Raw genomic sequence first — 14,009 nt, forward strand, 5'->3', positions numbered from 1 at the left:
AAGTAAAACGGAGTAAAAATCGGATAAATCCGGGTAAATGACCCCAAGGGGGGAAAAGCGGACCTTCGGAAGGGCAGAAGATGCCCGGGAGTGTGAAACCGGGAGGCAATGGCCGAACCAGCGGAGCAAGCCATGGCAAAGACCCGACATCGTGCCCCCTCGCCTCAACCCGGTTCCGGGCACACAGCCCGGTCTCTCGAAGGAGTGTGCAGGGACCACGAGAGCCCCTGCCCGGCGCAGAGAAAAGCCATGGCGAGCGTCTGGCAGGATCTGGCCGGAAGTGAGGCTCGGCAGGCCGGGGGAGAGGGGCTCGTGACAGACGAGCGGGAAGAACTGGCGAGTTCGGCAGGCAGGGAGCGTGAGGGGACGGTTGTCACTCCTCAGACAGTCCTTTATGGTCTGCGCTAGCCATGCTTTCAGCTATCCATGGTCTGAGCTATCTATCGTCTGAGCTATGGGGGCGCTTTATATGCTGCAGTACGGGTTCGCCAGGTGCAGCGCTTGCGCCGACGGGGCGCAAGCGCTGCGATCAGGACCTGACGGGAGCGACCGAATGGCGGTTGATCAGGGTGGGGGTATAGATGCGGCTCTGCACCGATTCGCTCTCCCCTGCGGCGAGTTGCAGCGCCAGCTTGGCCGCCTGGGCCGCCATCAGCTCGATGGGATAGCGCATGGTGGAGAGCTTGGGTCTCAGGTATCTGGCGTAGATGATGTCATCGAAGCCTACCACCGACACCTCTTCCGGCACCTTGAGGCCGTTGTCCGCCAGCACGGAGATGGCCCCTGCCGCCATGGCGTCGTTGTAGGCCACTACCGCCGTGATGGGCAACCCCTTGGCCAGCAGGTTGAGCATGGCGCGCTCGCCCCCCTCTTCATTGGGCATGCCGCTCTCCACCAGCTCGGGATCGGCGAAGACCTCCGCCTCCGCCAGGGCATCCTGATAGCCCTGGTGGCGCAACAGCGCATCCTCGATGGCGTGATCCGAGCTCAGGAAGGCGATATGGCGGTGGCCGAGATCCAGCAGATGACGGGTGGCGGTCGCCGCACCCTGACGGTTGTTGAGAGCGATGCAGCGCCCCCTCAGACTCGGAATGTCGCGGTTGATCAGCACCATGCCGGGGGCGCGCAGGGCGTAGTCGACCAGCTCCTCGTCGCCGAGCGCCTTGCTGTGCACCACCAGTGCCTCGCAGCGTTTGCCGATGAGCAGCTCGATGGCCTCCCGCTCCTGCTGGGCGCGGTGAAAACCATTACCCATCAACAGGTGCAAGCCCTGCTCCACCGCCACTGCCGCGACCCCTTTGACCAGGGCGCCGAAGAAGGGATCCGCCACGTCCCCCACCACCACTCCCATGGTGTCACAGGTCTGGCTGACCAGGGCCCGCGCGTTGGCGTTGGGGGTATAGCCCAGCTCGGCCATGGCCTTCAGCACCACCTCGCGGGAGGCGGCACTGGCCTTGGGTGAGTTGTTCATCACCCGTGAAACCGTTGCCACTGACACATTGGCCAAACGGGCGACATCCTTGATGGTGCTCATACTGTTTTCACTTATTTCACGCTGCGACTGGCCGCATTATACCGTTCAATGTCACTGATAACAGGGGGAAAAATCAGAACTTGCCACATTGGTCGATGAAAACAAGTGTAATCGTTTACACATATTTGTTAAGCAGCTCACAGTTTGCCCGTCAGCCCCTCGGCTAGACTCCTGCTCAGGCTTTCCTGATGCGAGGAGTTGAGGGTGGAACAACGGATGAAAGTACTGGTCACCGGCGGTTGCGGCTACATCGGCAGCCACACCTGTCTGGCCTTGCAGGCCGCAGGCATGGAGCCCGTGGTGGTGGACAACCTCTGCAACAGCAAGGCGGGCGTCCTGACCCGTGTCGCCGCCATCAGCGGGCGCGAGCCCCGTTTCTACGAAGGGGACATCCGTGACCCGGCCCTACTGGATCGCATCTTCAGCGAGCAGCACATCGACGCCGTGATCCACTTCGCCGCCCTCAAGGCGGTCGGCGAGTCGACCCGCATCCCGCTGGACTACTACGAGAACAACCTGAGCGGCACCCTGGTATTGCTGCAGGCGATGAAACTGGCCGGGGTACGCAATCTGGTGTTCAGCTCGTCGGCCACCGTCTACGGCGATCCCGCCAGCACCCCGATCCGGGAAGATTTCCCCCGCAGCGCCACCAACCCCTACGGCCGATCCAAGCTGATCATCGAGGAGATCCTCGAGGATCTGCAGCGGGCCGAGCCCCACTGGAGCATGACCCTGCTGCGCTATTTCAACCCCGTCGGCGCCCACGAGTCCGGCACCCTGGGGGAGGATCCCCAGGGCATCCCCAACAATCTGATGCCGTTTTTGACCCAGGTCGCCATCGGCCGGCGCGACTGCCTCTCGGTCTTTGGTAACGATTACCCAACCGTCGACGGCACCGGGGTGCGCGACTACATCCACGTGATGGATCTCGCCGAAGGACACGTCAAGGCTCTGGAACACTGCGCCGGACGGGGCGGTGTCCACGCCTACAACCTGGGCACGGGCCAGGGCCAGAGCGTGTTGCAGATGGTCGCGGCGTTCGAGGCCGCCTGCGGTCGGCCCCTTCCCTACCGGATCGAGCCACGGCGCCCCGGCGACATCGCCGAGTGCTGGGCCGATCCCGCCAAGGCCGCTCGGGAACTGGACTGGCACGCCAGCCGGGATCTCGCCGCCATGTGCGCCGACAGCTGGCGCTGGCAGTCCGCCAACCCCAATGGTTACGAGGCGTAGGCCCTGGCCTGCGCCTTCGGATGTATTCAATTCACACACTGGAGTGATGATGTTCAACCCCGTTGATCACCCCCACCGCCGCTTCAACCCGCTCACCGGCCAGTACGTGCTGGTCTCCCCTCACAGGGCCAAGCGCCCCTGGCAAGGCCAGGTCGAGAAGGTGAGCCTGGCGCCGAGCCAGGCCCATGATCCCGACTGCTTCCTCTGTGCGGGCAACACCCGGGTGACCGGCGATATCAACCCCGACTATCAGGGCACCTTCGTCTTTACCAACGACTTCGCCGCCCTGATGCAGGACACCCCGGCCGCTGACGCGGCGCCGGATCCCCTGCTGAAGCTGGAAGCCGCCCGGGGCACCAGCCGGGTCATCTGCTTCTCGCCGGATCACGGCAAGACCCTGCCCGAGCTGCCCCTGCCTGCCATCGAGCAGGTGATCACCACCTGGATGGACCAGGTGGCCGAGCTCTCTGACCAGTGGGAATGGGTGCAAGTCTTTGAAAACAAGGGCGCCGTCATGGGCTGCTCCAACCCGCACCCTCACGGCCAGCTCTGGGGCAGCGACTTCCTGCCCAACGAGATTGCCCGGGAAGAGGCGCACCAGCGCGCCTGGCTGGCCGAACACGGCCGCCCCCTGCTGCTGGACTATGTGGAGCGGGAGCTGGCGGATCGCTCCCGCATCGTGGTGGAGACCGCTCACTGGCTGGCGGTGGTGCCCTTCTGGGCGGCCTGGCCGTTCGAGACCCTGCTGCTGCCCAAGGCCCATGTCCCCTCCATGCTGGATCTCACCCGGGAACAGCAACAGGACCTGGCCATCGCGCTCAAGGAGCTCACCAGCCGCTACGACAATCTGTTCCAGTGCAGCTTCCCCTACTCCATGGGCTGGCACTTCGCCCCGCCCCGTTCCGACTGCCCCGAGGCGTGGCAACTGCACGCCCACTTCTATCCGCCCCTGCTGCGCTCCGCCACGGTGCGCAAATTCATGGTGGGCTTCGAGATGCTGGCCGAAACCCAGCGCGATCTCACCCCGGAACAGGCGGCGGAACGGCTGCGCGCCCTCAGTCCCATCCACTACAACGACCAGAACCAGTCCAACGAGGAGGCCCTATGACCCCGAGCCAGCGCGTCAGCGCCGTGTTTGCCGAACAGTTTGAGCAACAACCCGACCTGCTGGTACGGGCTCCAGGCCGCGTCAACCTCATCGGCGAGCACACCGACTACAACGACGGCTTCGTGCTGCCCTGCGCCATCGACTACGAGACCTGCGTCGCCATCGGCCTGCGCGGCGACAACCTGGTCGAAGTGATCGCCGCCGACTACGACAACCAGCGCGACCGGTTCAGTCTCGATCACCCCATCGAGCACCACCCCAGCCAGCGCTGGAGCGACTACATCCGCGGCGTGGTGAAACACCTGCAGGCACGGGGCCACGCCCTGCGCGGCCTCAATCTGGTGGTCTCCGGCAACGTGCCCCAGGGGACGGGTCTCTCCTCCTCCGCTTCCCTGGAGGTGGCCATCGGCCAGGCCTTCAAGGAGGCCCAGGGGCTGGCCATCAGCCAGGCGGAAATCGCCCTCAACGGCCAGCAGGCGGAGAACCAGTTCGTCGGCTGCAACTGCGGCATCATGGATCAGATGATCTCCGCGAGCGGCAAGCAGGATCACGCCCTGTTGCTCGATTGCCGTTCCCTGGAGACCCGGCTCATCCCCATGCCCACCGATCTGGCGGTGCTCATCGTCAACTCCAACGTGCGCCGCGGCCTGGTGGACAGCGAATACAACACCCGTCGCCAGCAGTGCGAAACCGCCGCCCGTCACTACGGGGTCAAAGCCCTGCGCGACCTGGATCTGGCGACGCTGGAAGCGGGCAAGGCCGGTCTGGACGAGGCCTGCTATCGCCGTGCCCGCCACGTGGTCGGCGAGAACGCCCGCACTCTGGCGGCGGCCGATGCGCTGGCACAGGGCGATCTGGTGCGCCTCGGTGAGCTGATGGGCCAGTCCCACGCCGCCATGCGCGATGACTTCGAGATCACCGTGCCCTCCATCGACGGCCTGGTGGAGATCATCAAGGCCCGGATCGGCAGCGAAGGCGGTGTGCGCATGACCGGCGGCGGTTTTGGCGGCTGCGTGGTCGCCCTGCTGCGCCCCGAGAAGGTGGCCGAGGTGATCGCCGTGGTGGAGGCGGAATACCCGGCCCGTTTCGGCCTCAAGGCGGACTGCTACGTCTGCCGTGCCAGCGCAGGGGCCGGCAGACTGTAACGCACGCCTGACAACGGGTGACGCCCCCTGCCCGGCACTCGCGACGCCGGCAGGGGGCGACGGGATCACGACGGGGAACCGCAAACCATGATGAGATTCGAGCTGGAAAACGAGGAGGGACTGCGGCTGCGCGGTCTCACATACGGGGCCACCCTCACCTCCCTCACCCTGCCGGTGGCGGGAGAGCGGCGGGAGGTGCTGCTGGGCTGCGCCGACGAGGCCTACCTCACCCAGCAGGTATGGCTGGGGGCCGTGGCGGGGCGCTTTGCCAACCGCATCGGCGGCGCCCGCCTTGAGCGGGAAGGCCAGTGCTGGACGCTGGACGCCAACCAGGGGGCCAACTGCCTGCACGGCGGGCGCGACGGGTTCCATCGCCGCACCTGGCAGATCAAGGAGCAGGAGGCGGACAGGGTCAAGCTGGCGCTCCTCTCCCGGGCGGGGGATCAGGGCTTTCCCGGCAATCTGAGGGTGAGCCTGGAGTATCGGCTGGAGCAGTGCGATCTGGTGGTCGACTTCTGCGCCAGCACGGACGCCCCCAGTCCGGTCAGCCTCACCAGCCACGCCTACTTCAACCTGGATGGCGGTGGCGACATCCGCCACCACACCATCAGCCTCGACGCCGACCGCTACCTGCCCACGGATGACCAGAGCCTGCCGCTGGCCATCGCCCCGGTGGAAGGCCCCTTCGATCTGCGCGCCCCCCGCCCCATCGGCCAGGCGTGGCTGGACCACCCTCAGCAGCAGTTGGCCAAGGGGTACGATCACGCATTTCTGCTCAACAACAGCGATTTTGAGCCTGCTGATGAGCCGTTTGGTGGATCCAATCAGCCATGGGCCGCCCGGGTGATCTCGGGGGATGGCAAGCTGACCATGGCGGTCTACACCAATCAGCCCTCCCTGCAGTTCTACAGCGGCAACTGGCTGACCGGCACACCGGATCGTCAGGGCCGACCCTACCGGGATTACGACGGCTTCTGCCTGGAGGCCCAGCAATTGCCCGACAGCCCGAACCGGCCCGCCCTCGGCGATCCCTGGTTGCTGCCGGGGCAGCGTTATCGCCACCAGACCCGTTATCGCTTTATTCCTGCCCCCTGACAGCCCCGCTCGGGCAGACGAAGGGGCCCGGGCGCGCCGCCACGTCATGGCGGCCCCGATGGCACCGCCGAATCAGCCGGAGTGAGGCCCGCCGCAGGGCCCGTCGCTCCTCATTGCACACCAGCCCAAGGAACCGCACCGTGATGGATGACAACTACCTCGCCGCCCCCGACCGCTACCAGCGCCAGCCCTACCGAGCGGCGGGCCGCCACGGCCTGCGCCTGCCCGGCATCGGTCTGGGCCTTTGGCACAACTTCGGCGCCGGGAGCGATCCCGCCACCGCGAAGGCCATGGTGCACCAGGCGTTCGATCTGGGGATCACTCACTTCGATCTCGCCAACAACTACGGGCCGCCGCCGGGATCTGCCGAACTGGCCTTCGGCACGCTGCTCAAGAGGAGCCTAGCTCCCTATCGGGACGAGCTCATCATCGCCAGCAAGGCGGGCTACGTGATGTGGGACGGCCCCTACGGCGATGGCGGCAGCGCCAAGTACCTCTTCGCCAGCCTGCACCAGAGCCTGCGCCGTCTGGGCCTCGACTACGTGGACATCTTCTATCACCACAGGCCGGATCCCCGCACCCCGCTCGAGGAGACCTGCCAGGCCCTGGCCCTGATGGTGCGCCAGGGCAAGGCGCTCTACATCGGCCTATCCAACTACCCGGCCCCGCTCGCGGCCAAGGCTGCCGCCCGGCTGGCGGAGCTCGGCACCCCCTGCCTGGTCAACCAGCTCAAATACTCCCTGTTCCAACGCGATATTGAGCCCGACACCCTGCCGGCCTGCCGGGAGCACGGCATGGGGGTGGTCGCCTTCTCGCCCCTGGCGGGGGGGCTGCTGAGCGATCGCTACCTGGCGGGCATTCCCGCGGATTCCCGCGCCGCCAGTGCCAGCCCCTTCCTCACGGCGGACCAGATCACCGAGGAGAAGCTCGCCACCGTCCGCGCCCTGCATGCACTGGCCCTGCAACGGGGTCAGTCCCTGTCGCAACTCGCACTGCAATGGGTGCTGCGCGACCCCGTGGTGAGCTGCGCCCTGATCGGCGCCAGCCATCCCCAACAGATAACGAGCGCCGTCGACGCCCTGGGGCAGCCCCCCCTGGACGATGATCTTCAACAGAAAATCCTGTCCATACTGGCCTGACAGCACAAAGAGATCATAAAGCAGATGTCAACAGGCGTGACTGACCTGTCAGAACGTGACGGGGCAGTCATGGCTTCTGACAGCATGCGGCAAGCCGCGCCCTGCATGGTCCGCCAGCGCCCTTTCCCGGCCGGAACAGGGCGCTGAAATCCCCAATATTCACTGGTTGCCCGCGCGATTTTCCGCCATCATTGGCCGCCCCGACCCGTTCGGGGTTGATTTTATCCAGACCCCATAACCAAGAGATCTGCACCATGACCGAATCCTACGCCCTGTTCGTCGCCTTTGTGTTGGGCATAGTGGAAGGCCTGACCGAGTTCCTCCCCGTCTCCTCCACCGGCCACATGATCATCGTCGGCCACCTCCTCGGGTTTGAAGGACCCAAGGCCGCCACCTTCGAGGTGGTGATCCAGCTCGGCTCCATCCTGGCAGTGGTCGTCATGTTCTGGCGCCGCCTGTTCGGACTCATCGGCATTCACTTCGGTCAGAAACCGACCCCGGGCCACGCGACCCTCTCCCTAGTGCACGTCATCCTCGGCATGCTGCCCGCCGTGGTCGTCGGGCTGGCTATCCACAGCTGGATCAAGGCCAATCTGTTCGGGCCGGAAACCGTGATGTATGCCCTGGTGGCCGGTGGCATCCTGCTCATCATCGCCGAAAAGTTCCGCCCCGCCGTGACCGCGGAGACCCTGGACGACATCAGCTACAAGCAGGCCTTCGGCATCGGCCTGTTCCAGTGCCTGGCACTCTGGCCCGGTTTCTCCCGCTCCGGTGCCACCATCAGCGGCGGCATGCTGATGGGCATCAGCCGCCACGCGGCAGCGGAATTCTCCTTCATCATGGCGGTGCCCATGATGATCGCGGCCAGCGGCCTGGATCTCTACAAGAGCCGCGATTTCCTCTCCATGGCGGACTTCCCCATGTTTGCGGTGGGCTTCGTCACCGCCTTCGTGGTGGCCATGGTCGCCATCAAGACCTTCCTGGCGCTGATCCGTCGTCTCGACTTCATCCCGTTCGCCATCTACCGCTTCCTGCTGGCCTTCGTCGTCTACCTGGTCTTCGTGGCCTGATGGGCTTCGCCCCCAAGCAACACAAAAGGGACCCGAGGGTCCCTTTTTTCATGCCGTGATACCGCCTCAGTCGCGCGGCAGCCCGCTATCGCCGAGCAGCCGTGAGCCCGACTCAATAGAGGTGCTGACTGATGCCGTTGAGCAACCGTGACAACCCCTTGGTGAACTGCACGGGGGCATCTTGCACCGTGTAGCAGAGGCAGCCGTCCGGGGTGTGGGGGCTGTGGGCGTGGCTGGCGTCGCGCCAGATGAAATCCCCCGCCTGATAGCGGGTGTCGCCATCCTCGATGGTGCCCGCCAGCAGCAGGGTCAGCTCATATCCCTTGTGGGTGTGCTCGGGGATCCGGCCCCCCGCCTCGATGTGGAGCAGGTTGGCCCGCGCCCCCATCTCGTCCAGCGGCAGGCTGACCTGACGGATGGCCCCGAGATGACGCCACCTGGGGGCATGATGCCGTGCCAATGCCCGCGGCAGCCGGTAACTGTGACCCGCCACCCTGAGCTCTGGCCTCGGGCTCTCGGCAAGGGCGAGCGCCGCCTCCGTCGCCACCGGCTGTTGCAGTATGCCCGCCAGCATGGCATCGAATCCGGCGGGCAGCGCCTCATCCGGCGCGTCAGGGGCGAGATGCTGGCACGCCAGCGCCTCTTCAAATTCCTTCACCCGGGCGGCGCACTCGGGGCAGAACTCGCAATGGGCGGAGACACCGACGGCCAGCGGCAGAGGCAGCTCGTCGGCGGCGAAGGCGCGCAGCATGGGTTCAGTCGGATGGGTCTTAATCATGGCCTTGCTCCACTTGTTCCTTCAGTTTCTGTAGTGCCAGCCGCAGCCGGGACTTGATGGTGCCAAGGGGCACGCCGAGCCGGTCGGCCAGCTCCTGCTGGGAGAGCTCCTGCAGGTAGATGCCGCGCACCACCTGCTGCTGCGGCTCCGGCAGCGTGGCGACATAGTGGGCCATCTGGCGGGTCAGCACCGCGTCTTCACCGCCGCTCAGGTGCTCCTCTTCGGCCCGGAACTCCAGCAACGGCCAGATCTCCTCGGCGCAGAGCTCCTCCTTGCTGGCGCGGCGGCGGCGCAGCATGTCAAAGCTCTGGTTGCGCATCACTGTGTAGATCCAGGTGGTGGCGGCGCCCTTGTCGGGGTGATAGAGCCGTGCCTTCTGCCAGACCAGCAGCATGGTCTCCTGCACCAGTTCCATGGCGTTGGCTTCGCTGCCGAGGTGGCGCAGCCCGTAGCTGCGGATGCGCGGCGCGAAGTGGTGGAACAGGGTGGCGAAGGCAGCCTTGTCGGCACGCTCGGCCACCCGGACCAGCAAAGATGTGAGGTCGCCGTCTGGGTTGTCCATGGGGGGCGATGTCCTGCGTGGAGCCGATTGTGGTTGGCCAGTATATGCCATTGCGCCATCCCTCGCGTGTGGTGTTCACCCCCAATACGGTGAGCGAGGAAAAAGGATCACCGGGAAGGGGAATTCAATGGCTCGCGACCAGCAGACCGCTCAGCAGGGAGAGGGTGGGCTGGTTGTCCTTGGCCGCCACCAGCCACTGTTTTTGTTCCACCGGGATGGGCAGCACCTCCAGCCAGCGCTGGGCGACCCAGCTCGCATCCTCCCAGTCCGGCTCCGGATAGAGGGCCGCGTACTCCGGATAGTCGTTGAACACGTCCTGCAACGCCTTGGCCAGGGAGTGCTGATCCGCCTGGAGCCTGCCGCTCTGCCAGGGGGGCAGGGGCTCCACCTCGCCGACCCGCAGACCGTCCTCTTCCTGCCAGAGATCCGTGATACGCACCCGCTCCACCCCGAGTACCGTGATGCCGAGCAAACCATCGGGCAGCAGATCGAAATCGATGATGCGCACCCGAGTGGCGATGGGGTACATGTTGCGCAGCGCGTCGGGCTGGCGGGGGTCCAGCATGCAGAGCGCGAACTCCCGCTCCCGGGACTCGGCGATCATGCGCTGGTATCTGGGCTCGAAGATGCGCAGCGGCATGATGCCGCCCGGCAGCAGGTGAGCGGAGAGTGGAAACAGTACCAGTGTCATGGGAATCATCCTCCAACGGCGTCCTCAAAGGATACGACCGCCACGGGAAGCGGGATCATTCAGATCGAATCGCTATAAATAACCCTGCCATAATCAGGGGAAAATAGCCTGGACAAGCCGTTTCGTTATGCAGTAGAAATGGATAACCACCACTTATCCAAATCAATATCCTGCAATGTGGTGGAAAACGCAGTGAAATATCCGCCACACCTACGGGTGCGGGCCGTTCCTATAGTTTTCTCGGCCCGATGCGGGTAAAATTCACGCCCTTATCCAGTCAGTCACTTTTCGACGCGCAACCTCGGTGGTCAGTTATGAAAGAGCATATTCATCATCTACTTGAACAAACGGTAGCCAATCTCAAGTCCGCAGGCGTCTTGCCGGCCGACCTGGAAGCCCGGGTGCAAGTAGACCGATGCAAGGAGAAGGCTCACGGCGACCTGGCCACCAACCTGGCCATGCTGCTGGCCAAACCGGCCCGCAAGAATCCCCGCGAGCTGGCCGCTGCCATCATCGAGCACCTGCCCGCCTCCGATCTGATCGCCAAGGTCGAGATCGCCGGCCCCGGCTTCATCAACTTCTTCTTCGACCCGTGCTGGCTGGCCGGTCAGGTGAAAGCCATGGTGACCTCCGACAACGCCAACGTGAAGCTGCCGGCGCCGCAGACCGTGGTGGTGGACTACTCCGCCCCCAACGTGGCCAAGGAGATGGCGGTGCACCACATCCGCTCCACCGTGCTCGGTGACGTGGCCGCCCGCGCCCTCGAATTCCTGGGCCACAAGGTGGTGCGTGCCAACCACATCGGCGACTGGGGCACCCAGTTCGGCATGCTGATCGCCTATCTGGAGAAGATGGCCAACGAGCACGCCTCCGACATGGAGCTCAAGGACCTGGAAGCCTTCTACACCCAGGCCAAGCGTCACTATGACGAAGACGAAGCCTTCGCCGAGCGCGCCCGCAACTACGTGGTGAAACTGCAAGGTGGCGATGAGTACTGCCGCACCATGTGGAAGAAGCTGGTCGACATGACCATGGAGCAGAACCAGCGCAACTACGACCGTCTGAACATCTCCCTGTCCAACAAGGACATCATGGGCGAGTCCATGTACAACGACATGCTGCCGGAGATCGTTGCCGACCTGAAAGCCAAGGGGCTGGCGGTCGAGAGCGAAGGGGCTACCGTGGTCTTCCTGGACGAGTTCAAGAACAAGGATGGCGAGCCCATGGGCGTCATCATCCAGAAGAGCGACGGCGGTTTCCTCTACACCACCACCGACATCGCCTGCGCCAAATACCGTTACGAGAACCTGGGCGCCGACCGGGTCATGTACTTCATCGACTCCCGTCAGCACCAGCACCTGATGCAGGCCTGGACCATCACCCGCAAGGCGGGCTATGTACCGGAGTCCGTGCCCCTCGAGCACCACGCCTTCGGCATGATGCTGGGCAAGGACGGTCGTCCCTACAAGACCCGCTCCGGCGGCACCGTCAAGCTGGTCGACCTGCTGAACGAAGCGGAAGAGCGCGCCAGCGCCCTGCTGGAGAGCCGCAACAGCGACCTCTCTGCCGAAGAGAAGGCCCAGGTGGTGCACGCCATCGCCATGGGCGCGGTCAAGTATGCGGATCTCTCCAAGAACCGCACCACCGACTACATCTTCGACTGGGATCTGATGCTCTCCTTTGAAGGCAACACGGCGCCGTACCTGCAATACGCCTACACCCGTATCCAGTCCATCTTCCGCAAGGCCGGCGTCGATGCCGACACCCTGAGCGGCAAGGTGGTCCTGAGCGAAGATGCCGAAGAGACCCTGGCCCAGAAGCTGATCCAGTTCTCCGACGCGGTCAACGGCGTGGCGGACAAGGGGATGCCGCACCTGCTCTGTACCTATCTGTACGAGCTCTCCGGCAACTTCATGACCTTCTACGAAGCCTGCCCGATCAACAAGGACGGCGTGGACGAGGCGACCCGCCAGAGCCGTCTGCTGCTGTGCGCCGCCACCGCCAGGGTGCTCAAGCTGGGCCTGGGCGTGCTGGGCATCCACACCCTGGAGCGCATGTAATAGATGGCGACCCGGGATTACGTCGGCAACAGCCCGAGACGACGGGCGGGTGGCCGTAACATCAAGAAAGCGGCCCCTCGCCGCTTTCCTGTTATCCCGGCACTGCTGGCCGGGGCCCTGGTCGTCGGTTTCGGCGCCTTCCTCTACCTCATCAACGGCAAGGGCGCCGATGCCCCCACCATCGAAGAGCAGGTGAAGGCCAACAAACCCAAGGCACAGGGCAATACCCTGCCCCAGGAGAAGTGGAGCTACATCGAGCGGCTGGAGAACAAGCAGGTGGACATCATAGAGCCGCCGCCCCAGCCGGGCGTGCTGCCGCCCCCGCCTGCCGAGACCATGACCCTGCAACCGGAGAAGCTGCCCAAGCCGGTCGCGACCGACATTCCCCAGCCGGGAACCCCCATCGGTCAGGTGAAGCCCTATCAGCCGCAACCGGTGCAACCGGCCAAGCCGGCCACCGGTGCCCCGGTCGCCAGCGCCCGGGAGCAGGTGATCGATCAGAAGGCCGAGCGTGAGCGGATGGAGCGGGAGATCCGCGCCGAACTGGAGCGGGAGCGTGCCGAGGCCGCCAGGGCCAAGGCGGCGACCCAGACTGCACAGACCGCAGCCGCCGACGGTGGTCGCTACATGATGCAGTGTGCCGCCCTGCGCTCCCAGGATTCCGCGGAATCCCTCAAGGCGCGCATCGCCTTCACCGCCGGGCTCTCCTCCAGCCTGCAGGTAGTGAACGGGGCTGGTGGCGCCGTCTACAAGGTGATGGTCGGTCCCTTCAACGGCAAGGCGGCGGCCGATGCGGCCAACCGCAAGCTGCAGGGCTCGGGCATCAGCGGCTGCATCCCCAAGAAGGGGTGATCGCCGCGTCCATGCACAGGGCCGGGTGGCAACACCCGGCCCTGTTTCTTTTGGCGCCATCCCGCGCCCACCCGATCCCTCCCCCGCGATCCGTGCTCGGCACAGGCTTGAAAAGCCGTTTTGCCATCCCCATCTTTTCCTCCATGCACAGTCAGGCCGTCATTCGGCTCAAGCGAGGTAAGTAAAGTGACTACCATAGTTTCAGTTCGCCGCAACGGTCAGGTCGTCATCGGTGGCGATGGCCAGGTTTCTCTTGGCAACACCGTCATGAAGGGCAACGCCCGCAAGGTTCATCGCCTCTACAACGGCAAGGTACTGGCTGGTTTCGCCGGCGGCACCGCCGACGCCTTCACCCTGCTCGAGCGCTTCGAAGCCAAACTGCAGGCCCATCAGGGCAACCTGGAGCGCGCCGCCGTGGCGCTGGCCAAGGACTGGCGCACCGATCGCGCCCTGCGCCGCCTCGAAGCCCTGCTGGCCGTCGCCGACGAGCACAAATCCTTCATCATCACCGGCAACGGTGACGTGGTGCAGCCGGAGCACGATCTCATCGCCATCGGCAGCGGCGGCAACTTCGCCCAGTCCGCCGCCATCGCCCTGCTGGAGAACACCGAGCTCGACGCCAGGACCATCGTCGAGAAGTCCCTCAAGATTGCGGGCGACATCTGCGTCTTCACCAACGGCAACCACACCATCGAAGTGCTGGATTATTCAGCCAAATAAGCCGGCGAAATAGGGCTGCCAAATA

General features: G+C 64.9%; 13 protein-coding genes. 9 read left to right on the forward strand and 4 right to left on the reverse strand.

Annotated elements, in window-relative coordinates:
• Positions 1–529: 529 nt before the first annotated feature.
• The gene (locus tag J9893_RS01155) at positions 530–1,534 is read right to left on the reverse strand and encodes a substrate-binding domain-containing protein (protein ID WP_010676018.1); all 1,005 of its coding nucleotides are present in this window, start codon (positions 1,532–1,534) and stop codon (positions 530–532) included.
• Between the two features lie 216 nt (positions 1,535–1,750).
• Here J9893_RS01155 and galE point away from each other — a divergent pair, with 216 nt between their 5' ends.
• The 6 genes from galE (at position 1,751) to bacA (ending at position 8,321) form a co-directional block, all read left to right on the forward strand.
• Entirely contained in the window at positions 1,751–2,764 is a 1,014-nt protein-coding gene (gene galE / locus J9893_RS01160) for a UDP-glucose 4-epimerase GalE (protein ID WP_143236930.1), read from the forward strand.
• A gap of 49 nt (positions 2,765–2,813) precedes the next feature.
• Complete coding sequence (locus J9893_RS01165) at positions 2,814–3,872, forward strand: UDP-glucose--hexose-1-phosphate uridylyltransferase (RefSeq protein ID WP_143236929.1); 1,059 nt, start codon at positions 2,814–2,816, stop codon at positions 3,870–3,872.
• Positions 3,869–5,017: a galactokinase gene (galK, locus tag J9893_RS01170; RefSeq protein ID WP_143236928.1), complete on the forward strand. Its 1,149-nt coding sequence runs from the start codon at positions 3,869–3,871 to the stop codon at positions 5,015–5,017. Before J9893_RS01165 ends, galK begins: the two co-directional genes overlap by 4 nt.
• A gap of 27 nt (positions 5,018–5,044) precedes the next feature.
• Positions 5,045–6,112 (forward strand): galactose-1-epimerase, encoded by a 1,068-nt coding sequence (gene galM / locus J9893_RS01175; RefSeq protein WP_223933650.1) that lies wholly within the window; start codon positions 5,045–5,047, stop codon positions 6,110–6,112.
• Positions 6,113–6,255: 143 nt separating this feature from the next.
• Positions 6,256–7,251 carry an aldo/keto reductase gene (locus J9893_RS01180; RefSeq protein WP_143236927.1) on the forward strand — a complete coding sequence of 332 codons (996 nt, stop codon included), beginning with the start codon at positions 6,256–6,258 and terminating at the stop codon, positions 7,249–7,251.
• A gap of 254 nt (positions 7,252–7,505) precedes the next feature.
• Positions 7,506–8,321, forward strand: a complete 816-nt coding sequence (gene bacA, locus J9893_RS01185) for an undecaprenyl-diphosphate phosphatase (RefSeq protein ID WP_010676024.1) — start codon at positions 7,506–7,508, stop codon at positions 8,319–8,321.
• A 112-nt stretch (positions 8,322–8,433) separates the two neighbouring features.
• On the opposite strand, the gene J9893_RS01190 is transcribed toward bacA, so the two are convergent.
• From J9893_RS01190 to J9893_RS01200, 3 genes are all read right to left on the reverse strand, one after another.
• Positions 8,434–9,099 carry a ChrR family anti-sigma-E factor gene (locus J9893_RS01190; protein ID WP_053288019.1) on the reverse strand — a complete coding sequence of 222 codons (666 nt, stop codon included), beginning with the start codon at positions 9,097–9,099 and terminating at the stop codon, positions 8,434–8,436.
• The gene (locus J9893_RS01195) at positions 9,092–9,661 is read right to left on the reverse strand and encodes a sigma-70 family RNA polymerase sigma factor (protein WP_010676026.1); all 570 of its coding nucleotides are present in this window, start codon (positions 9,659–9,661) and stop codon (positions 9,092–9,094) included. Before J9893_RS01195 ends, J9893_RS01190 begins: the two co-directional genes overlap by 8 nt.
• A gap of 124 nt (positions 9,662–9,785) precedes the next feature.
• Positions 9,786–10,352, reverse strand: coding sequence for an LON peptidase substrate-binding domain-containing protein (locus J9893_RS01200; protein ID WP_010676027.1), 567 nt, complete (start codon positions 10,350–10,352; stop codon positions 9,786–9,788).
• A gap of 314 nt (positions 10,353–10,666) precedes the next feature.
• Between J9893_RS01200 and argS the strand changes: the two genes are divergently transcribed.
• From argS to hslV, 3 genes are all read left to right on the forward strand, one after another.
• Positions 10,667–12,412 carry an arginine--tRNA ligase gene (argS, locus tag J9893_RS01205; RefSeq protein ID WP_143236926.1) on the forward strand — a complete coding sequence of 582 codons (1,746 nt, stop codon included), beginning with the start codon at positions 10,667–10,669 and terminating at the stop codon, positions 12,410–12,412.
• Positions 12,413–12,415: 3 nt separating this feature from the next.
• Entirely contained in the window at positions 12,416–13,264 is an 849-nt protein-coding gene (locus J9893_RS01210) for an SPOR domain-containing protein (RefSeq protein ID WP_069784953.1), read from the forward strand.
• Positions 13,265–13,450: 186 nt separating this feature from the next.
• Positions 13,451–13,984: an ATP-dependent protease subunit HslV gene (gene hslV, locus J9893_RS01215; protein WP_005340772.1), complete on the forward strand. Its 534-nt coding sequence runs from the start codon at positions 13,451–13,453 to the stop codon at positions 13,982–13,984.
• The last annotated feature ends 25 nt before the right edge of the window (positions 13,985–14,009 follow it).

The organism is Aeromonas sp. MaB10011B, assembly GCF_017939325.1.
GTDB lineage: Bacteria > Pseudomonadota > Gammaproteobacteria > Enterobacterales > Aeromonadaceae > Aeromonas > Aeromonas caviae.